The organism is Arthrobacter sp. P1_B3, from assembly GCF_056406615.1.
Genome location: NZ_JBFTZV010000004.1, coordinates 1 through 19,221 on the forward strand (window position 1 = coordinate 1; position 19,221 = coordinate 19,221).

The window sequence follows — 19,221 nt, forward strand, 5'->3', positions numbered from 1 at the left end:
ACAATGCCGCCGCGGAGACGTTCTTCTCGGCGCTGAAGAACGAGCGCGTCCACCGCACGGTCTACGCCACCAAGGCTCAGGCCAGRCGGGATGTAATCCGCTACATCGAGGGCTTCTACAACAGCCGGCGCCGGCACTCCGCMCTGGATTACCGCTACCCCAACGAGGTCCACTACAGTTACCAGCAGCCGCCCGCGGCAGCGTAGAKAAAACCACTAATCCGCTGTCCGAAATCTCCCAAGCGGCCCACTGGTCAATCATGGCAGCGTACTCGTGGCCCACAGGGCAAAGCCACCTCACCTTTTGCCCGGAGGCCCCGGTCATCTGCCGAGGTGTCTTGTGGTTGAGGGTTGGATGCCATTCCAGAGCTACCAGTGGGAAACGCACGGCCAAGGACCGGGCACCATAGTCGCCAAGCCTTCGCACGGCGATAATCTGGGCGGCGTAGTCCTCTCCCCCAGCAACCGCGGCTTTTATGTATTCCCGCACAACCTTCGTGGCGTCGGAAGTCAGCAAGCCCATGTCGGCCAAGTGCCCCACCGACGCCACCTCCAAAGCCGAGGGTGCACGTCGAACCACCACATCGGAGGGGCCGAGGGGCGTTAGCGGATACTCACGTACGCGGACAACCGTATGCCCCTCGCTCTCCAGGAGTCTGGTCTTTTCCCGGTCGCGGGGTTCCTTCTCGGCATGCCAATACGAGCCGTCGAACTCGATGGCGAAGCGTCGACAACCACGTCGATGCGCAGTCGCCGCCCGTTCGAAAGCTTGAGGCTAACATCATTGGCTATCTGGCTGTAGTGACTGCCGAGAACATGCTGGATCTCGGCATATGTGCCGATCTCCAACTCCGAGAGGCCAACTAGCAGGCACTTTCCACACGAACTCCCTGCGGTTCGCTTGAAAACCATGGCCTGCCATTCATGCCCATTGTTGCAGAGCCACCAAGCGTTATGCCGGGGCGCCATCAGTCACTTGGTGCGGCAGGAGGTCGCGATTTTTCGTGGGGTGCCATTCGGCGGCGATTTCCGGGTGACGGCTCGCAAGGTCATTGCCATATCCGACTCGTTGGTTCGCGCAGTACGGGCCGCCCGGACGAAAGTCCTTCGTCCTGTTGGAAATTATGGACTCCCACTCATGTCCGCAAAGACCCAACCACCAAACTCGCCGATTAGATTGGGGCAACACTTGGTCAGGCGTCAGCGGCAAGTTCTTCGTTGGGTGCCATTCCATCGCCACCTCCGGCACGCACGTGGCGAGATCATTGCCGTAGCCCACCTTTCGCTGCCCGCAAAATGGACACCCAATGCCGGCAACCTGGCTATAGACCGCGGCCTCCCAGACATGGCCACGCTCACACTTCCACCACACTTTCATATGCATTCCAGGTGACAGCTGGTCGAATGAAACCTGCCCGTTTAGGCTCTCATGGAACTGCCCTACGAGTTCCGGCGCGGCGGCGGTCAAGCTTATACTTAGTCGTTTCGTCATGGCTTCGTCAGCGTAGCCCCTAGGTCTGACAGCGTTTCTCGGACACAGATCAGTTCCGCGGGACCGCACCGACTTGACCCGAGTGCAACGGGTGGGGGTAACCCCGCCGCCGTAATTCGATCCGGCCCGCGCGGAAGATCTCAACACCGCTGGCATGACCCGCCTGGCCGCACCTCGGCCTGACGGGGTCGGGGGCTACGAACCCAATGGAGGGAGCGCAAAGACCGGACTCAACCGGCCCATACGCGATGCAGGCTGGAGACAGTTCCTGGATTTGATACGCGCCAAGGCTGAAAGCGCCGGGCGGGAGTTCATCCAAGTCAACCCCGCCTACACTTCCCCGACCTGCAGTGCTTGCGGGCACCGGGAGGCGGCCAACCGGAACGGCAAGCATTTCCATTGCCTTTCGTGCGGGCATCGGGACGACGCCGACATCAATGCGGCGGTCAACATACCCAGGGCCGGACTGGTCCTGCGGGACACGGCGTAAACCGCACCCCGAGAAGCCCGCATCAGGGAGAGGTCACACTCGAACAGGAGTTTTTTGGCTGGCTTAGGTCAACACGTGCCTCGGCGTCAGCGTAGGCTTCCCTGTCCAGGACTCCGATGACGCTGCGGAAGTGCGGTCGGCCGCAGTAGCCAGGACTGAGTGGTAGTCGGCGCTAAATCAACGGCGCGGGCTTCCCTGCCCTTCAGACCCAGGACACTCTTCGCGGCGTCAAGAGAAAGCAGAACAGGGCCCCTGATGGGCCTCCAGCGCCGACCAAGAACTCGTCCACCTTGTCGAAGTGGTCGTTGTGCTTCCGGGCCCGGAACCGTTGTGGTCCGGGGTCCTGCACGGCAGGGCTATTTGTTCTTGCCTGCCCCGGAGGACGCATAAGACTGAGCAACAGGTGATCCGGGGTTCGGTTCATCCGTAGGAGGCATCCCAAGCGTCAGCGGCATGGGTCAGCGGGCGGTAAGCGCCCCGCTGGTCCGAGAGACGGTCGTGTAGCCGAGCCGGGAACCGGTGACCCGGACGGTGAGTTTGGTGCCCTTGTCGGCGGTCCGGATCGGGACGCCGTTGCGCAGCCAGCGGTACGTGAAGGCAGTGCCCCAGCTCCAGGTGCCCCGCTTCACGGTCAGGAAATTCCCGGCCTGTACGGTGCCGGCAATCGTCGGCGTGGCCGAACTCAGGGTCGCAGCGGCCACCTTCGCCGAAGCGTCGGTCGTCTGGGTCTTCAGGATCCTGCCCTCCAGCGTGGAGGTGACCCTGACGGATATTTTCTTGCCGAAGTCTGCGCCCACAAGGGTGTAGTCGCGGCCGGTCGCCCCGGCGATCGGGGCGCCGTCGCGCAGCCACTGGCGGGACTCCTTCACCACCCTCATGTCATAGCGGGTCCAGACGCCGGCGGAGACGGTCAGTGTCTGTTTCACGGTTGCTGAGCCGCTGATGGCCGGGGCTTTGGTCTGATCCGGGTCACGCGGTGTCAGGGGCTTGGGGGCGGTGACTTTAATGCGGGTCGGGGCATAGCCCGGGGCGGAGACCGTCACGAAGACGGAGACGGTAATGCCAACTTGGGGCCTGCCCGGGGTGTAGGACGGGCCACCGGCCCACATCCTTCCGTCCGACATCAACCAGTCGTAGGTGACCTTCAGTTTCTCGGCCGGTTCGGACCAGGTGCCGGCCGTCACGGTCATCGGCGTGCCGGTCGTGAAGGCCCCGGTCAGGAGGGGCTTGGTGACGTTAGTTAGCGGCTTCAGCTCGACGGCCGTGCCCGCGGCAGCCGGCACGGCGACAGCGTTGGAGTAGGAGTTGCCGTAGGACCAGCGCCTCGTACTGTCGGTCTTCAGGACCAGGGTGTGCCCCTGGTCCTCGGCAGTGATCGTGTACGTCAGCCCGGTGGCTCCGGGAATAACAACACCGTCACGCAACCACGTGTAGTAGTGCTCAACCGGCTCGCCTGGTCCGGTGAAGCCAAGCCTGGGAACATTATCAACGCCTGTAAGGACGTCCCCCAGGCCGGTGCCGCCGGTGACCACGGCGCCGGGCGTTGGGTTGAATTCAGAGACGGATCTGGGCAACGAGGTCCTGGTGGCCGGCTTGAACCCGGGAGCGTGGCCGGTGATCCTGAAGCTGAGCAGCCCCTTCGATCCCCAGCCTGTCGTGTCGAACATGCGCGCGGTGGCACCAGGGATGGGCGCGCCGTCGCGAAGCCACTGGTACTGGACGTAGATAACCGGAGCGCCTCGAAAACTCCCCCCGGAAGCGATCACGAGGCGGCTGGGGTCATCCAGGCTGGTGCCCTCGCCGACCAATTGGAACGAAACGCTCGGGTCCGCCTGGATTGACGGGACGGCACCACCGGCGTTCGTGACGGGCGCGGTTTTGGCGGACTGCAGGGTCGTCTTTGCATAGCCCGGGGCTGTTGCCCTGGTCTTGACCCGGATGCCCTTGCCGAGGTCCGCCTCAGTGAGCCGGTAGGTGGGGCCGGTGGCGCCCAGGATAGGCACGTCGTCGCGCAGCCACTGGTGCGTGAGCGTGGCGTCCGCGGGATCCCAGGCACCGTCAACAACGGTCAGGGTGCTGCCGACCATGAGGGCACCGCTGATGCCGGGCCGCGGGCCGGCGACGGCGCTGTTGACGAGCATGGCATAGGTCGATCCGTTTTCGGCCGTGCAGACTTTGACGGAGTCGACGACCGGGCCACAGGGGGTCGATCGTCAATGCGGCCTGGGCCGGAACGGCGAGGCCGGTCAGCGAGAGCGCGGTGAGTGCCCCGGCGGCGCCGAGGCGGATGGTCTGTGTTTTCAATTGTTCCCCCAAGTCTTTGAGCCGGCTCCCAGGCTCCCCCCGTCGCCGAGCATAGTGCCCAGACACCGCTCCCGACAATGATTGCGCAGGTCAGGGCGCAGGGATGATGTCGCCGCTCATCCCGCCTACGTGTCGGAGGCCGGTGGTAATGTCCGGGACATGGAGCGCGAAGCCAGCCACGCGGCGGTCCACCATCAATTGTGGACCGCCACGTTGCTTTCTCTCATAGCCCTCGGGTCCGAGTCGGCCAGCTCGGCCAAGGGCTCGTCTTCGTCCCTCCAAATGTAGAGGTTCACTGTGTTGACCGGGGGCCGCGAACGGCGTCGGAGCCCTCCACGGAGATGCGCGCACCCACCCTCTGGCCTTGGGCCGGCCGAAGCCGCGCGCCGCACAGCGGGCGCGTGCGCGGACAACGCCGCGATGGAATCCTTCTTCTCGCTGCTGCAGAAAAACGTCCTGGACCGCCAGAGATGGCTCACACGCCAGGAGCTCCGCCTGGCGATCACCACCTGGATCGAAAGGACGTACCACCGCCGGCGACGGCAAAGACGGCTAGGAAAACTCACGCCGATCGAATATGAAACAATCAACCAGACCGCGCTCTTAGCGGCCTAAGACCCCGAGTCAACAAAAGCCGGGGCAGTCCCTTGAGCCGCGATGGGGCGTGACTCGCATATCAAACGTCACCTATGACGCAACTAGCGACTGGATCACGACGCTCAAGGGCATGGACGGCAAGCCCGCCGGGGCCCGAACGCGGGAACTCGTGAGCAAGGTCTTTGGCCGCATCATGGGTTACGCAGTCAGGAAGCGTCTCCTCGCGGGTAACCCGCGAAGGACCCCACTGGTCGCGCGGACTACATACCGGACGCCCGCCCGGTCAGGCGCCATACTTACCTGACCATGAAGCAGCTAACCGCGGTTGCTCGTGAGGCAGGGAACAGCGGACTCATGGTCATGCTGGCGGGCACATGCGGGCTTCGTTGGGGTGAAGTGACTGCGCTGGAGGTGGCCAACGTGCGGCTCGGCGACAAGCCTATGCTGGCCGTTACGCAGGCCTACAGCGAAGTCTCAGGCAAGCTGATCCTCGGCGCGACCTAGGTGTACTGCGCCGGGACGTTGTTGACATGTGGGGCTTGAAAACGAGGAGGACCTCCGGGCTAAGTGGTGCTGTCTAGTTCACACACTTTGCGCTCGGAGGTCCTCGTGTCCCACGTTAATGCCCGCCTGACAGTTCATGGAAGACGCCTGATCGTTGACCGTGTGGCCGCAGGCCGCCCGGTCGCCCATATCGCCGCGGAGCTGGGCGTGTCCCGGCAGACCGCCTACCGGTGGGTCAGACGGTTCCGGGCCGAAGGAGCCGGCCGGTCTGCCGGACCGCTCGAGCCGGCCGAGGTCATCGCCCGGGCGCACGAGTGCCGAACGTGAACAGGCCGTCCTGGGCGCCCGCAGGTCCTCCCGGTTCGGTCCGCTGCGGATCGCTGCGGCCACCGGGGTCCCGGCCCGGACGGTGTCCCGGATCCTGCAGCGGCACGGGGTTCCGCGGCTCGCGGACTGCGATCCGCTGACCGGCGCCCCGATCCGCGCGGCCCGAACCACGGCGAACCGGTACGAGCGGGCCAGGCCCGGGGAACTCGTCCATCTGGACGTCAAGAAGCTCGGACGCATCCCCGACGGCGGCGGCTGGCGCGCCCACGGCCGCTCGGAGCAGGTCAAGGGACGCGGCATCGGATACGACTACGTCCACGTCGCGATCGATGACCACACCCGCCTCGGCTATGCCGAGGTCCTCCCCGACGAGAAGGGTGCCACCGCGGCCGGGTTCCTCACCCGCGCCGCAGGCTACTTCGCCGGCCACGGCATCAACCGGATCGAACGCGTGATCACCGACAACGCCTTCGCCTACCGCAACTCCGCCGCGTTCCGTCAGGCCGTCGCCGGCCTCGGAGCAGTTCAGCGCTTCATCAAGCCCCACTGCCCCTGGACCAACGGCAAAGCCGAACGCTTCAACCGGACCCTGCAAACCGAATGGGCCTACCGCCAGGTCTTCACCAGCAGCAACCAACGCCAGGCCGCGCTTGCGCCCTGGCTCCAGCACTACAACACTGAACGCATCCACACCGGCATCGGAACCACACCCATCACCCGAGTGTCACCAACCTCATGACTCAGTACACCTGGGCGGCGAGGACCGACAGGTCCCCATCCCCCGACTGCTAGCTGATCAGCTGAGAAACGCCGTCGACGGCAAGCCCTCAACCGCGCGGGTTTTTCAGAGCCCGCGCGGTATGGTCCTGCGAAATGGCAACTTCACCAAGAACGTCTATAAGCCCGCTATTGAACGGGCCGCAGCCGGCGACCCTAACTTCCCATCCCCCACGTTCCACGATTTACGGCATACCGCCGTATCCCTGGCCATCAGCGCGGGTGCCAACGTCAAGGTGGTCCAGCGGTTAGCTGGCCACGCTTCCGCCACGCTGACCCTCGACACTTATGCTGGCCTCTTCGACGACGATCTCCACGACAGCGCCAGCCGGCTGAATGACCTATTGCGGGACATGGATTGGCAGTGACAGTTTTACCCGATGTCACTTTTGTGTCACTCAATGGACCTGCTTCTCAACGTTGACAGCGTTTTTCATACTGCCTCCGGAGCAGAAGGTCGTAGGTTCGAATCCTATCGAGGGCACAAAATACTGGCTTTGCCAGCAAACCCCGCTGTTTCACTGAAACGGCGGGGTTTTTTGTGCACTGAATCCAGCCGAAAGAACGCGGAAAACCAGCGGCTTTGCCCCTGCCGATTGTCGGTGCCCCCTCGTAGGCTGTTTTCATCGGTAGCGGGCTACCCTGCCCGCCCGAAGCATGAGGGGGTCTCACGTGTTCTTTCCAACGCAGCACTGTTCCATCGTTCCGCCCTATATGCTCCGCCGGCTGGCCGCGCAGCAAAAGCCGGAGCTCTCCAAGGCCGCCCGCGGCGCAAAGGAAGCCCTGCAACACGTCCCGAGCTTCCAGGCCTCCCGCGCACTGCCCGGGCCCGGCAGGCATCCGGGGCTACGGGAGCTCAAGCCGTCCGCGCCGGAACGGACGGTCTACGACGCCAAGTCCGCCGAGCAGTTGCCCGGCAGCGTGGTCCGCAAAGAAGGCGAACCGCCCACGGGCGATCCCGCCGCCGATGAGGCTTACGACGGGCTGGGGCACACCCACCGCCTCTACGCGGAAGCTTTCGGCCGGAATTCGATCGACGGCAACGGTCTCCGCCTCGATGCCACGGTCCACTATGGCCGCCTGTACGACAACGCGTTCTGGGACGGCCAGCAAATGGTCTTCGGCGACGGTGACGGCCAGGTCTTCGAGCGGTTCACGAAATCCCTGAGCGTCATCGGCCACGAGCTCACCCACGGCGTCACCCAGTACTCCGCCGGGCTGGTCTACCGCAACCAGGCCGGTGCCCTGAACGAGTCGATGTCCGATGTCTTCGGTGCTCTCGTTGAGCAGTACGTCCGAAAGCAGTCGACGGCGGAGGCCAGCTGGCTGATCGGCGAAGGCCTCTTCACGGACCAAGTCCAGGGGGCCGCCTTGCGCTCCATGAAGGCTCCTGGAACGGCTTACGACGACGACGTGCTCGGCAAGGACCCGCAGCCGGACTCGATGGACGGCTACGTGCGCACGAGCGCGGACAACGGCGGCGTGCACATCAACTCCGGAATCCCCAACCGTGCGTTCTGCCTGGTTGCCACGGCCCTCGGCGGCAATGCCTGGGACGCACCGGCACAGATCTGGTACGAGACGCTGACGGGCGGCACACTGTCCCCCACCGCCACGTTCGGCGCTTTCGCCAAGGCCACTGCCGCCTCTGCCAGGGAACTTTTCGGGGAGGATTCCAAGGAACATGACGCCGTGCGCTCCGCGTGGGAAACTGTGAAAGTAAAGTTCCCGGGAGCCCGGCGATAAGCCAAGCCCCCCGCAGATCGAGTCCGATTGAGATCCGAGTCCGATGAAGATAACTGTCCAGCGCAGTGGCGGCGTGGCCGGAATGAAAAGGACGTGGACCGTCCGGCCCGAGCCGCCGGAGGACACCGACCGGTGGCAGCCTCTGATCGAGGCCTGCCCCTGGGACGACGTTGCCGGAATCAGCGGCACAACCGGCCAGCCGGACCGGTTCATGTACAGCATCCGGGCCGATCAACACCGGGCAGTCCTGCCCGAGCGTGCGCTGACGGGTCCGTGGCGCGACCTCGTCGAATGCGCGCGATCCGCGGCCGAGGAGTCGGCGCCGCCGGGCTTTGGCTAGCGGACTTTGGCTAGTCGGGGCCCGTCACGCCGCCGCTCTTTATGCCGTGGCCAGGTGTCCCCGGAACGTGCGCCGGTAGGACTGCGGGCTGGTGTCCAGCGCCTTGGCAAAGTGGTGGCGCAACAGGACCGAATGTCCGAAGCCGGATTCCCTCGCGATCTCGTCGATATTGAGTTCCGTACTCTCCAGCAGTTCCTGCGCCCGCAGCACCCGCTGGGAATTGAGCCAGGCCGCCGGGGTGGCCCCCGTTTCCGCGCGGAAGCGCCGCGCAAACGTCCGCGGCGACATATGGACCCTGGCCGCCAGTTCGTTGACTGCGTGTTCCTCGTCCAGGTGCCGGACCATCCACTGCAGCAGCTGCTCCATGGGCTCCGATCCGCACTGGGGAATGGGTCGGTCGATGTACTGGGCCTGGCCGCCGTCCCGGTGCGGCGGGACCACCATGTCCCGGGCGATGGCGGCGGCCACCTTGGCGCCGAACTCAACGCGGACCAGGTGCAGGCAGGCATCGATCCCGGCGGCCGTGCCGGCACTCGTGATGACCCGGCCGTCTTCGACGTAGAGGACGTTTTCATCCACCAGGACAGCGGGGTATCGGCTGGCCAGTTCCTGGGAGTAATGCCAGTGGGTGGTGCAGCGGCGGCCATCGAGCAGGCCGGCCCTAGCCAGGGCGAAGGCCCCCGAACAAATGGACATCACCCAGGCACCGCGGGCATGGGCGGCCCGCAGGGCCTCCAGGACGGATTCGGGAACGTCCTCATCCCGGCCGTACGGCGCCATCACCACCAGGTCTGCGTCCGCTGCCGCTTCCAGCCCCAGACCGACGTGCATGGACAGGCCGGACTTGAGCGGGACGTCGCCCGGCTCCGGAGCACAGACGCGAAAATCGAAGGCGGGCACGCCGTTTCCGCGGTCCGAACGGTCTATGCCGAAGACCTCAAAGGCCGTCGCGAACTCGAAGATCGAGAAGTTGGGAACCACGATCATTGCCACTGATTTGATCATGCTTCCAGTGTGGCAGAAATTATAGCTTTTTGGGCATTTCTGCCACTTTTTTTAGGTCGTGGACCGGAGAACCATGGAGGTATGGAACTCCTCGGAATCGCCCTCATCGTCCTGATCATTGTCGGCCTCGCAGCCACCATCTCCGCCCTCCGGAAGGACGGCCTCGGCCACACCCCGCCCGTCCGCTCGGAAGAGTATTGGATGGCCCGGGACCTGCCGAGTGTCAACTACACCCTGCGGATCTTCTAAGTCTCCGCGCACACCACGGGCCCGGCTCATCCAGCCGGGCCCTCAACATGCGCCCCGCAGCAGCGGGACTGAGCAGAGGGACTGAGCAGCGGGACCGGACAACCGCCGTCGCCACCCCAGCTGACAGTCCGCCCCAGTAGACTGTCTCCAGCCATGACATTGCATATTTCCTACCCCGCCGAGCTGCCGGTATCCGAGCGCCGCGAAGATCTGATGGCCGCCATCGCGGCCAACCAGGTGACCATCATCGCCGGTGAGACCGGCTCGGGTAAGACCACCCAGATCCCCAAGATGTGCCTGGAGCTCGGCTTGGGCGAGACCGGACTGATCGGCCACACCCAGCCCCGCCGGCTCGCGGCCCGCACGGTGGCCGAGCGCATCGCGGAGGAACTCGGCGTCGAGGTCGGCCAGGAAGTGGGCTTCCAGGTCCGCTTCACCGGCGAGGTCAGCCGGTCCACCAAGGTCAAGCTCATGACCGACGGCATCCTGCTGGCCGAAATCCAGCGCGACAGGCTGCTGCGCAAATACAACGCCATCATCATCGACGAGGCCCACGAACGCAGCCTCAACATCGACTTCATCCTCGGCTACCTCAAGCGGATCCTGCCGCAGCGCCCGGACCTGAAGATCATCATCACCTCGGCCACGATCGATCCGGAGCGCTTCGCCAAGCACTTCGGCACCGAGGAAGAGCCCTCCCCCATCATTGAGGTGTCGGGCCGGACCTTCCCGGTGGAAATCCGCTACCGCCCGCTGTCCCAGCCCGCCGGCGGCGCCGGCGCCGATGATGGAGAAGGCGCAGCCTCGGACGACGAACTCGAGGAGGACCGCGACCCGCTCGATGCCGTGTGTGACGCCGTCGACGAACTCGCAGAGGAGGCGCCGGGCGACGTCCTGATTTTCTTCTCCGGCGAGCGCGAAATCCGCGACGCGGCGGAGGCCCTCAACGCCCGCATCCAGTCCAACCGGCGCCTGGCCGGCACCGAGGTCCTTCCCCTCTTCGCACGGCTGAGCCTGCAGGAGCAGCACAAGGTCTTCCACCCCGGCGGCAAACGCCGGATCGTGCTGGCCACCAACGTCGCCGAGACGTCGCTGACGGTCCCCGGCATCAAGTACGTCATCGACACAGGCACGGCGCGGATCTCGCGCTACTCGCACCGGACCAAGGTCCAGCGCCTGCCGATCGAACGCGTCTCCCAGGCCTCGGCCAACCAGCGCTCTGGCCGCTGCGGCCGTGTCTCGGACGGCATCGCGATCCGGCTGTACTCCGAGGAGGACTTCGGGTCGCGGCCGCTGTTCACGGACCCGGAGATCCTGCGCACCAACCTCGCGGCCGTCATCCTGCAGATGACCGCCATGGGCGTGGCCCGCGGACCGAAGGATGTGGAGAACTTCCCCTTCGTCGAGCCGCCGGATTCGCGCGCCATCAACGACGGCGTTAGTCTCCTGCGCGAACTTGGCGCCCTTAGCGCCGCCCGCACCCAGGAGCCAGCGGACGACGGCGACGGCCGCCCCGGCCGCCGGCCGGCGGGCGCGGCCGGAAGAAACGGCGGCGGACTCACCGCCGTCGGCCAGCAGCTGGCCCAGCTGCCGGTGGACCCGAGGCTCGGCCGGATGATCGTGGAGTCCGGAAAGCGGGGCTGCGTCCGGGAAGTCATGATCCTGGCCGCCGCGCTGACCATCCAGGACCCTCGCGAGCGCCCAACGGACAAGCAGCAGCTCGCCGCGGAGAAGCACGCCCGCTTCCGGGACGAGAACTCCGACTTCACCGGCTACCTGAACCTGTGGAACTACCTGCAGGAAAAACAGCAGGAACTGTCCTCCACGGCGTTCCGCCGGCTCTGCCGCGGCGAGTTCATCAACTACCTGCGGGTCAGGGAGTGGCAGGACCTGTTCGCCCAGCTCCGCCAGTTGGCCCGCCCGCTGGGCATCAGCCTGGACAACAAGCGCCTTGCCGATCCGGTGGGCAACCACGACGGCATCCACATCAGCCTGCTCTCGGGGCTGCTGAGCCACGTCGGCATCCTCGACGAGCGCAAGCGCGAGTACGCCGGTGCCCGCGGCAGCCGCTTCGCGATCTTCCCGGGTTCGGCACTGTTCAAGAAGTCGCCCACCTTCGTGATGGCCGCCGAACTCGTGGAGACGAGCCGGCTCTGGGCACGCGTCGCGGCCAAGTTCGATCCGCTCTGGGCCGAGCAGGTGGCCCCTGACCTGGTCAAGCGCAGCTACAGCGAACCGCACTGGTCCAAGAAGATGGGCGCGGTGATGGCCCACGAAAAGGTCACCCTTTACGGCGTGCCCATCATCCCGAGCCGTCGCATCAACTACGGCAAGGTGGATCCCGAGCTCTGCCGCGAGCTCTTCATCCGCCATGCCCTGGTTGAAGGCGACTGGCAGACCCACCACAAGTTCTTCCACCGCAACCGCGCTCTGCTGCACGAAGTCGAGGAGCTCGAGGCCCGGATGCGGCGCCGGGACATCCTGGTGGACGACGAGACGCTGTTCGAGTTCTACGACGCCCGGATCGGCGTGGAGGTCGTCTCGGAGCGGCACTTCGACAAGTGGTGGAAGGACGCACGGCAGCAGGATCCCACGCTGCTCGACTTCGACCAGTCCCTGCTGATCAGCGAGGACGCCGCGGCCCTGGATGACTCCGCCTACCCCAAGACCCTGCTGCACAAGGGCTTCGAGCTGCCGCTGAGCTACGAGTTCCACCCGGTGGCGCCCGGTTCGCCGCCGAACCCCTCCGACGGCGTCACCGCCGAGGTCCCCGTACTGTTCCTGAACCAGCTCGACGACGCCGCGTTCCGCTGGCTGATCCCCGGGCAGCGGGTGGAACTCGTGACGGCGCTCATCAAGTCGCTGCCCAAGCAGGTCCGCAAGAACTTCGTTCCCGCACCGGATGTGGCCCGGCAGGCCGTCGCGGCGCTGGAGGCGGACTTCGATCCCGCCACGAACGAGCTCGAACCGTCGCTGGAACTGGTGCTGCGCCGGATCCGCGGACAGGTCATCCCGCCGGGGTCCTGGAACTGGGACGCCGTGCCTGCGCATTTGCGGGTCAGCTTCCGGGTGGTGGATTCCCGCGGCAAATTGCTGGATGAGGGCAAGGACCTCAACGCGCTGCAGGAGCGGCTGGCCCCTGCCACCCGCAGGGCCATCGCGGAATCCCTCGGTGCCACACCGGGCACCACGGCACCTCAACCTAAAGGAAATGGCACGGCTAAGGGGACGGCCGGCGCGAACGGGAAGGACACCCGGGCGTCACGGGCCGGTTCGTCGCCGTCGGCCGCCCTGGCGGCTGCCACGGCCGCGGCCCCGGGCGGGTTCACGGAAATGTCCGGGCTCAAGGACTGGACCTTCGGAACCGTCCAGCGCCAGGTCCAGGGCAGCGTTGGCGGGCACACCGTCACCGGCTTCCCGGCCCTGGTGGACGAGGGAACTTCCGTGGCGCTGCGGCTGTTCCAGACGCCGTCGGAACAGCAGGAAGCCATGCGCGGCGGTGTCATCAGGCTGCTGGCCCTGAGAGTGCCGCCGCCGGACCGCTACGTCCTGGAGCACCTGAACAACACCGAGAAACTGACGTTCAGCCAGAACCCCCACGGTTCCGTGACGGCGCTGATCGCTGACTGCGCCCTGGCCGCCATCGACAAACTCACGCCGGCCGGGCTGCCGTGGGACGAGGCATCGTTCAAGGCGTTGTACGAGAGTGTCCGGGCGGAGCTGATCGACACAGTCTTCACGGTCACCGCCGTCGTCGAACGCATCCTGGCGAGCACGCGACGGATCGAAAAGCAGCTCAAAGGCACCACGAGCCTGGCCCTCATCAGTGCGCTCAACGACGTCAAGAGCCAGCTCGAGCAGCTGGTGTATCCGGGTTTCGTGGCACGCACGGGCTACGCCCAGCTCAGCCAGCYGCCCCGCTACCTCACGGCGATCGAAAAACGCCTCGAGAAGCTGCCGGGCAACGTCCAGCGGGACGCCCAGCACATGGCTGCGGTCCAGGCACTCGAGGACGACTACGACGACGCCGTCTCCGCCCTGCTGCCCGGACGGCGGGCCGGTGCGGAGTTAACCCATGTGCGCTGGATGATCGAAGAACTCCGGGTGAGCCTCTTCGCCGTCGAACTCGGGACCGCCTATTCGGTGTCCGAGAAGCGCATCCGGGCGGCGCTTAACAAGGTACTGGCGCCGGCGTAGGTCAGGCGGCCGGAACGTGCTCGGCGTGGCCGGCCGTGCGGAGGCCTTCGCGGAGCTTCTCCGCGTTGGCGTCCAGCCTGGCCGGATCCGGGTGCTGGTCCGCCGAGCCGAAATCAAAGTCAGCCATCGAGTTGGAGGGCCACACGTGGACGTGCATGTGGTTGATTTCGTAGCCGGCCACGATCAGCCCTGCCCGGGCGGCGTCGAACACGTCCACCTGGACTGCGCCGATCTTGCGGGCAACTTCCATGACCCGGCTAAGGACCTCAGGCGAGGCGTCCGTCCAGCGGTCCACTTCCTCGGTAGGCACCACGAGGGTGTGGCCGTCGGCCAGCGGGCCCATGGTCAGGAACGCCACGACGTCGTCCTCGCGCCAGACAAAGCGGCCCGGGATGTCCCCATTGATGATTTTGGTGAAGAGAGTGCTCATGCGTCCGCCTTTTCTGCCGGGGACCCCAGGGTGCTGGCGTCCAGGACAAAACGGTACTTCACGTCGCCGGCCACCATGCGGTCGTAGGCTTCGTTGAGCTGGTCTGCCCCGACCACCTCGACGTCGGACACCACGCCGTGCTCGGCACAGAAGTCCAGCATCTCCTGGGTCTCGGCGATGCCGCCGATCAGTGAACCCGCATAGGCGATCCGGCGTCGGATCAGCGCGCCGGGGTTGACGGGCGGCATCGCTTCCGCGGGCAGGCCCAGCTGGAACAGCGCGCCGTCCAGGCGCAGCGTGCGGAAGTACGGGTTGAGGTCGTGCGAGGCGGCGACGGTGTCGATAATGACGTCGATGCTGCGGTTCGCGGCCTCCATCGCGGCTGGGTCCGTGGAGAGGATGACGTCGTCGGCGCCCAGCTCGCGTGCTGCTGCGAACTTGTTCTCCGACGTCGTAAAGACCTTGACCTCTGCACCCATGGCCTTGGCAATCTTGACGGCCATATGGCCGAGGCCGCCCAGTCCGACGACGCCGACCACATCGCCTTCCTCGACCTCGAAGTGGCTTAGCGGCGAATACGTGGTGATGCCGGCGCACAGCAGGGGCGCCGCGGCGGCGGGATCCAGGCTCTCCGGGACCCGCAGGACGTAGTTGCGGTCCACCACGATGGACGTGGCGTAGCCGCCCTGGGTGATGGCGCCGTCGTTGCGGGCATCCTTGGCCCCGTATGTTCCCACCAGGCCGTTTTCGCAGTACTGCTCCAGGCCGTCCAGGCAGCTGTCGCATTCGCGACAGGAATCCACCATGCAACCCACGCCCACGCGCTCCCCCACTGTGAAGTCCTCGACGGCGGAACCGACCCGGCTGACCCGGCCGACGATCTCGTGGCCCGGGATCAAAGGGTACGTGTCGCCGCCCCATTCGCCGCGGGTGGCGTGCACGTCCGAGTGGCATAGTCCGCAGAATTCGACGGCGATCTCGACGTCGTCCTCTTTGGGGGCGCGCCGGGACACGGTCAGGGGAACGAGTCCGCTATCCGGTGCGGTGGCACCGTAGGCGGCGGCGAGCCGCGGACCTGGCGTCGTCGTGTGTGTGGCGGCCGTGGTCAAATCGGGAAGCGGCTTGGCAAGGGGCGGCGGTACGGGGCGTCCAGGAGTCATGTCTCGACGCTACCCCCGGTCCCGGCATGTATTCCACTTTGGCGTGCGGGGTGTTCGGTGCGGGCCGAGCGCCCGTTACATTTATTGGGTCCCCGAGGGCCGGGGATTTGGTCGCTGGGCCCGGTATGACTTTCTCGCCCTGTCATTGATGATCCGGGGGGGTGTTGTCGCCGGGTTCGGAGGCACGCGTTGACTGCTGATAGGGACACGGCCGGCTCCTTCCGCGGGGGCCAGGTCTCTTTGTAACGTGGGTGCCAGCATCGGGTGTCGTGACTGCGGCCAGGTAGTGGTGCAAAGGAGCGCCGGATGGACGAAGGATACGAGGTCTACTGCCGACTTGATGTCGGCAAGTCCGAGCATCACGCCGCCGCGTTGAATGCCGCTGGTGAACGGGTCTTCGATAAGCCGCTGCCCCAGGACGAGGCGCGGCTGCGCGAGCTTTTCACCGGCCTGCAGCAGCACGGCCGGGTGCTGGTGATCGTGGACCAGCCCAACACCATCGGGGCACTCCCGATAGCCGTGGCGCGTGACTGTGGCTGCACTGTCGCTTACCTGCCCGGCCTGGCGATGCGCAAAGCCGCCGATCTGTATCCCGGCAAGTCCAAGACGGACGCCCGGGACGCGTTCATCATCGCCGAGACAGCCCGGGCGATGCCACACACGCTGCGGGCCGTTGACCGGGACAGCGAGGTGCTCGCGGCGCTGAAGGTGCTCTCCGGATTCGACGCCGACCTGACCCACGAGTGCACCAGGGCAATCAACCGCCTGCGGTCCCTGCTTCTGCAGATTTTCCCCGCCCTGGAGCGTGTCTTCCCGGGAACCGTGCTCACCCGGTCGCTGGTGCTGGAGCTGTTCATCAAGTACTCCGGACCCACCGGCCTGCGTGCCGCGGGCCGATCCAACGTGCTGCGCTGGGCCAGGAACCACAGCCGCAAGGACCCCGTGAACCTGATCGAGGCGGTCTTTTCGGCACTGGGCGAGCAGACCGTCACCGTGATCGGCACCGAAGCCGTCGAACTGGTCATCCCCGCGTCGCCGCCCAGATCAAGGAACTCAAACACCAACGCGCCATCGTCGCAGAAGAAGTCGAAAAACTGCTCGATGACTTCCCTCTTTCCCAGGTCTTGATGTCCATGCCGGGAGTCGGCATCAAGACCGCAGCGACCATACTCCTGACTATCGGGGATGCCGGCACATTCACCTCCGCCGGACACCTTGCCGCGTACGCCGGCATCGCCCCGGTGACACGGCGCTCCGGAACCTCAATCCGCGGTGAGTTCCCCGCACGTTCAGGGAACAAACAGCTCAAGAACGCACTCTTCAGATCCGCCTGGATCGCCAGCGGCCACCACCCGGCGTCAAAGGCCTACTACCAAAAGAAACGTGCACAGGGAAAGAAACACAACGCCGCCGTCATCTGCCTGGCCCGGCGCCGCTGCGACGTCATCTACTCGATGCTCAAACACGGCACCCTCTATGAGGAAAAACCCGCCCAGGCCGCTTGACCAAAGCATAGGGACACCCCCCGTGGGCCACGTGCGCCGGAGGCCTTCTACAGCCGCCCTGCGAGCGGCTGCCGTCGCAACTGGCGACCGGTCTATTTTGTCAGACCCCCAAAGGACACTTGAAACATGGACGGCAATCAGGGGCCCGACGTGGCTTCATCAGTGGCAGGGCGCAGTCACGACGACCTCCAGGATTTGCTCGCACTCTGCGCCCGCGTGCTCCGGGACGTGCGTCAGGCCGAGGATCGCGCCGGGATAATCGAACAGTACCGACAGCTTGACGAGTTGCGCTCTGCGATCGACGCATTGCTGACGCGTCTTCAGCTCGACGTTTTCCTGGGCAGCGTTTCGGGAGTGACTTTCGGACCGGGAAGGTCGCCGATGGCTTTCGAAGCGGTGGAACGGCTCCGGCGGACCATAAATGTCATAGCCCGCAGGGACACTTGATTCATGGACGGCAATCAGGGGCCCGAAGTGGTTCCGGCAGACTCGGCACCGGCAAGTTCTGTGACGGTCGCTGCACTGGCCCGGATCCTGGCCTTCCTCCCGGCTCCGGACAGCGCCGCCGCACTGATCGACGAGATCCGGGACCTGGAGGACCTGAAGTCCGCCATGGCAGCCCGGCAGGCCCGGCACGCAGTCGCCTTCGACCTGCTCCAACGCCACGAGCAGACCGCCGCCGGGATCCCGGCCGAGAAACTCGGCGCCGGGGTCGGCGCGCAGGTCGCCCTCGCCCGGCGCGAATCCCCGGCCAGGGGCGGCCGGCTCCTGGGCCTGGCCAAAGCCCTGGTCACCGARATGCCGCACACCCTCGCCGCSCTGCAGACCGGACAGCTCAACGAATGGCGCGCCACCCTSMTCGTSCGCGAAACCGCCTGCCTGRCCGCCGCGGACCGGGCTGTAGTCGACGCGGACCTCGCCGCGGACACCGGCACGTTCGACGGGGTGGGTGACCGGTCCCTGACCGGCCGGGCACGGGCCGCCGCGTACCGGCTCGACCCGCGCTCCGTGACCGAACGCGCCGCGCACGCCGCCACCGAGCGGCACGTCAGCCTCCGCCCGGCCCCGGACACCATGTGCTATCTGACCGCCCTGCTCCCGGTCACCGCCGGCGTCGGCGTCTACACCGCCCTGACCCGGCACGCCGACACCCTCAGGAACAGCGGGGACCAGCGGGGCCGCGGGCAGCTGATGGCCGACACCCTGGTCGAACGCAGCACCGGCACCCCCGGCGGGATCACCGGGGTCGAAATCCAGCTCGTCATGACCGACCGCACCCTCTTCCAGGCCGACGCCGAACCGGCCCGGCTCCCCGGCTACGGCACCGTCCCGGCCGGCTGGGCCCGCAGCCTGATCAACGGCACAGCGGCTAACGACAGCACATTCGGCGTCGGTTCACCCGGACAACATGGTCCAGGGGAACCCGGCGAGTCAACCAGCGGTCCCCCCGAACCCGGCGGCGGCGCGCCCGACCCGGGCACAAGCCCCGGTGGCATAGCCGGCGGTTCCCCGGGACCCGGCAGTCCCTCTAAACCAAGCGGCGCGGACGGGATCGCGGATAACACCGCGTTCGGCGTCTGGGTCCGCCGGCTCTACACCCACCCCGGCACCGGCGGGCTCGTCGCGATGGACTCCCGCGCCCGGATCTTCCCGCCCGGGCTCCGCCGCCTCATCCAGACCCGCGACGACACCTGCCGCACGCCCTACTGCGACGCGCCGATCCGCCACATGGACCACATCATCTCGTGGCACCACGGCGGCCAAACCACCCAGACCAACGGCGCCGGACTCTGCGAAGCCTGCAACCACACCAAAGAAACCCCCGGCTGGACCGCCCGCCCCGCAGCCGATCCCGGATCGGCCTCCGGCAGCGGGGACAGACACAGGCACACCATCGAACTCACCACCCCCACCGGCCACACCTACCACTCCACAGCACCACCCCTGCCCGGAACGCCGCTCCGCCGATCAGCCACGGATCAGCCGGGCTCCCGCCGTCGGCGCCAGCTCCGTCACCAGGCCAAAACTCTGATACACAGCCGGCTCAAAGAAGCGGCCGCAGCCTAGAAATCACAGACTGCCCGAGGGGCTTGGGGCGT

Annotated in this window: 17 protein-coding genes and 4 pseudogenes; 14 read left to right on the forward strand and 7 right to left on the reverse strand. The window is 66.2% G+C overall.

From position 1 onward, the window contains the following. A partial coding sequence (locus AC1D2F_RS05620; RefSeq protein ID WP_476966376.1) for an integrase core domain-containing protein occupies positions 1–206 on the forward strand: 206 nt, incomplete at its 5' end. A 58-nt stretch (positions 207–264) separates the two neighbouring features. On the opposite strand, the pseudogene AC1D2F_RS05625 reads toward AC1D2F_RS05620, so the two are convergent. The 3 genes and pseudogenes from AC1D2F_RS05625 to AC1D2F_RS05635 all read right to left on the reverse strand — a co-directional run. Then, positions 265–522, reverse strand: a pseudogene (locus AC1D2F_RS05625) (zinc-ribbon domain-containing protein); the annotation flags it as partial. 80 nt (positions 523–602) lie between these two features. Continuing rightward, positions 603–968, reverse strand: a complete 366-nt coding sequence (locus tag AC1D2F_RS05630) for a zinc-ribbon domain-containing protein (RefSeq protein ID WP_356815833.1) — start codon at positions 966–968, stop codon at positions 603–605. Beyond that, positions 952–1,647, reverse strand: coding sequence for a zinc-ribbon domain-containing protein (locus AC1D2F_RS05635; protein ID WP_356815835.1), 696 nt, complete (start codon positions 1,645–1,647; stop codon positions 952–954). Before AC1D2F_RS05635 ends, AC1D2F_RS05630 begins: the two co-directional genes overlap by 17 nt. Between AC1D2F_RS05635 and AC1D2F_RS05640 the strand changes: the two genes are divergently transcribed. Then, the gene (locus AC1D2F_RS05640) at positions 1,646–1,981 is read left to right on the forward strand and encodes a transposase (protein ID WP_356815837.1); all 336 of its coding nucleotides are present in this window, start codon (positions 1,646–1,648) and stop codon (positions 1,979–1,981) included. The two genes, AC1D2F_RS05635 and AC1D2F_RS05640, sit on opposite strands and share 2 nt — an antisense overlap. 458 nt (positions 1,982–2,439) lie before the next feature. On the opposite strand, the gene AC1D2F_RS05645 is transcribed toward AC1D2F_RS05640, so the two are convergent. Further along, positions 2,440–4,122: a hypothetical protein gene (locus AC1D2F_RS05645; protein ID WP_364747124.1), complete on the reverse strand. Its 1,683-nt coding sequence runs from the start codon at positions 4,120–4,122 to the stop codon at positions 2,440–2,442. A gap of 559 nt (positions 4,123–4,681) precedes the next feature. Here AC1D2F_RS05645 and AC1D2F_RS05650 point away from each other — a divergent pair. From AC1D2F_RS05650 to AC1D2F_RS05680, 7 genes and pseudogenes are all read left to right on the forward strand, one after another. Continuing rightward, positions 4,682–4,900, forward strand: a pseudogene (locus AC1D2F_RS05650) (integrase core domain-containing protein); the annotation flags it as partial. A 49-nt stretch (positions 4,901–4,949) separates the two neighbouring features. Beyond that, positions 4,950–5,186 (forward strand): hypothetical protein, encoded by a 237-nt coding sequence (locus AC1D2F_RS05655; RefSeq protein ID WP_364747122.1) that lies wholly within the window; start codon positions 4,950–4,952, stop codon positions 5,184–5,186. Between the two features lie 2 nt (positions 5,187–5,188). Next, entirely contained in the window at positions 5,189–5,386 is a 198-nt protein-coding gene (locus AC1D2F_RS05660; RefSeq protein WP_229995543.1) for a site-specific integrase, read from the forward strand. Positions 5,387–5,491: 105 nt separating this feature from the next. Then, positions 5,492–6,452 (forward strand): annotated as a pseudogene (locus AC1D2F_RS05665) (IS481 family transposase). Then, on the forward strand, positions 6,364–6,858 hold the full coding sequence (locus AC1D2F_RS05670; protein WP_476966377.1) for a tyrosine-type recombinase/integrase: 495 nt from the start codon (positions 6,364–6,366) through the stop codon (positions 6,856–6,858). The pseudogene AC1D2F_RS05665 and the gene AC1D2F_RS05670 overlap by 89 nt, the downstream one beginning before the upstream one ends. 289 nt (positions 6,859–7,147) lie before the next feature. Continuing rightward, positions 7,148–8,236, forward strand: a complete 1,089-nt coding sequence (locus AC1D2F_RS05675) for a M4 family metallopeptidase (protein WP_476966378.1) — start codon at positions 7,148–7,150, stop codon at positions 8,234–8,236. A gap of 43 nt (positions 8,237–8,279) precedes the next feature. Then, positions 8,280–8,576, forward strand: a complete 297-nt coding sequence (locus AC1D2F_RS05680; protein WP_229995545.1) for a protealysin inhibitor emfourin — start codon at positions 8,280–8,282, stop codon at positions 8,574–8,576. A 39-nt stretch (positions 8,577–8,615) separates the two neighbouring features. Here AC1D2F_RS05680 and AC1D2F_RS05685 read toward each other — a convergent pair whose 3' ends face one another. Beyond that, on the reverse strand, positions 8,616–9,581 hold the full coding sequence (locus tag AC1D2F_RS05685; protein WP_229995546.1) for a GlxA family transcriptional regulator: 966 nt from the start codon (positions 9,579–9,581) through the stop codon (positions 8,616–8,618). A gap of 81 nt (positions 9,582–9,662) precedes the next feature. On the opposite strand from AC1D2F_RS05685, the gene AC1D2F_RS05690 reads away from it, so the two are divergent. Both AC1D2F_RS05690 and hrpA read left to right on the forward strand, forming a co-directional pair. Then, complete coding sequence (locus AC1D2F_RS05690; RefSeq protein ID WP_229995547.1) at positions 9,663–9,830, forward strand: hypothetical protein; 168 nt, start codon at positions 9,663–9,665, stop codon at positions 9,828–9,830. A gap of 153 nt (positions 9,831–9,983) precedes the next feature. Beyond that, positions 9,984–14,027 carry an ATP-dependent RNA helicase HrpA gene (hrpA, locus tag AC1D2F_RS05695; protein WP_476966379.1) on the forward strand — a complete coding sequence of 1,348 codons (4,044 nt, stop codon included), beginning with the start codon at positions 9,984–9,986 and terminating at the stop codon, positions 14,025–14,027. Position 14,028: 1 nt separating this feature from the next. On the opposite strand, the gene AC1D2F_RS05700 is transcribed toward hrpA, so the two are convergent. Next, on the reverse strand, positions 14,029–14,457 hold the full coding sequence (locus AC1D2F_RS05700) for an HIT family protein (protein WP_229995549.1): 429 nt from the start codon (positions 14,455–14,457) through the stop codon (positions 14,029–14,031). Further along, complete coding sequence (locus tag AC1D2F_RS05705) at positions 14,454–15,617, reverse strand: NAD(P)-dependent alcohol dehydrogenase (RefSeq protein WP_229995550.1); 1,164 nt, start codon at positions 15,615–15,617, stop codon at positions 14,454–14,456. The genes AC1D2F_RS05700 and AC1D2F_RS05705 overlap by 4 nt, the downstream gene beginning before the upstream one ends. A gap of 306 nt (positions 15,618–15,923) precedes the next feature. On the opposite strand from AC1D2F_RS05705, the pseudogene AC1D2F_RS05710 reads away from it, so the two are divergent. From AC1D2F_RS05710 to AC1D2F_RS05720, 3 genes and pseudogenes are all read left to right on the forward strand, one after another. Continuing rightward, positions 15,924–17,122 (forward strand): annotated as a pseudogene (locus AC1D2F_RS05710) (IS110 family RNA-guided transposase). 126 nt (positions 17,123–17,248) lie between these two features. After that, the gene (locus AC1D2F_RS05715) at positions 17,249–17,569 is read left to right on the forward strand and encodes a hypothetical protein (protein ID WP_476966380.1); all 321 of its coding nucleotides are present in this window, start codon (positions 17,249–17,251) and stop codon (positions 17,567–17,569) included. Between the two features lie 3 nt (positions 17,570–17,572). Then, on the forward strand, positions 17,573–19,189 hold the full coding sequence (locus AC1D2F_RS05720) for an HNH endonuclease (protein WP_476966381.1): 1,617 nt from the start codon (positions 17,573–17,575) through the stop codon (positions 19,187–19,189). Positions 19,190–19,221 lie beyond the last annotated feature (32 nt).

Excerpts from the sequence above, each read along its gene's own strand:
- AC1D2F_RS05630 (WP_356815833.1), bottom strand. The coding sequence starts at position 968 with ATGGCGCCCCGGCATAACGCTTGGTGGCTCTGCAACAATGGGCATGAA.
- AC1D2F_RS05640 (WP_356815837.1), top strand. The coding sequence starts at position 1,646 with ATGACCCGCCTGGCCGCACCTCGGCCTGACGGGGTCGGGGGCTACGAA.
- AC1D2F_RS05635 (WP_356815835.1), bottom strand. The coding sequence starts at position 1,647 with ATGCCAGCGGTGTTGAGATCTTCCGCGCGGGCCGGATCGAATTACGGC.
- AC1D2F_RS05645 (WP_364747124.1), bottom strand. The coding sequence starts at position 4,122 with ATGCTCGTCAACAGCGCCGTCGCCGGCCCGCGGCCCGGCATCAGCGGT.
- AC1D2F_RS05660 (WP_229995543.1), top strand. The coding sequence starts at position 5,189 with ATGAAGCAGCTAACCGCGGTTGCTCGTGAGGCAGGGAACAGCGGACTC.
- AC1D2F_RS05675 (WP_476966378.1), top strand. The coding sequence starts at position 7,148 with ATGAGGGGGTCTCACGTGTTCTTTCCAACGCAGCACTGTTCCATCGTT.
- AC1D2F_RS05680 (WP_229995545.1), top strand. The coding sequence starts at position 8,280 with ATGAAGATAACTGTCCAGCGCAGTGGCGGCGTGGCCGGAATGAAAAGG.
- AC1D2F_RS05685 (WP_229995546.1), bottom strand. The coding sequence starts at position 9,581 with ATGATCAAATCAGTGGCAATGATCGTGGTTCCCAACTTCTCGATCTTC.
- AC1D2F_RS05690 (WP_229995547.1), top strand. The coding sequence starts at position 9,663 with ATGGAACTCCTCGGAATCGCCCTCATCGTCCTGATCATTGTCGGCCTC.
- AC1D2F_RS05700 (WP_229995549.1), bottom strand. The coding sequence starts at position 14,457 with ATGAGCACTCTCTTCACCAAAATCATCAATGGGGACATCCCGGGCCGC.
- AC1D2F_RS05705 (WP_229995550.1), bottom strand. The coding sequence starts at position 15,617 with ATGACTCCTGGACGCCCCGTACCGCCGCCCCTTGCCAAGCCGCTTCCC.
- AC1D2F_RS05715 (WP_476966380.1), top strand. The coding sequence starts at position 17,249 with ATGGACGGCAATCAGGGGCCCGACGTGGCTTCATCAGTGGCAGGGCGC.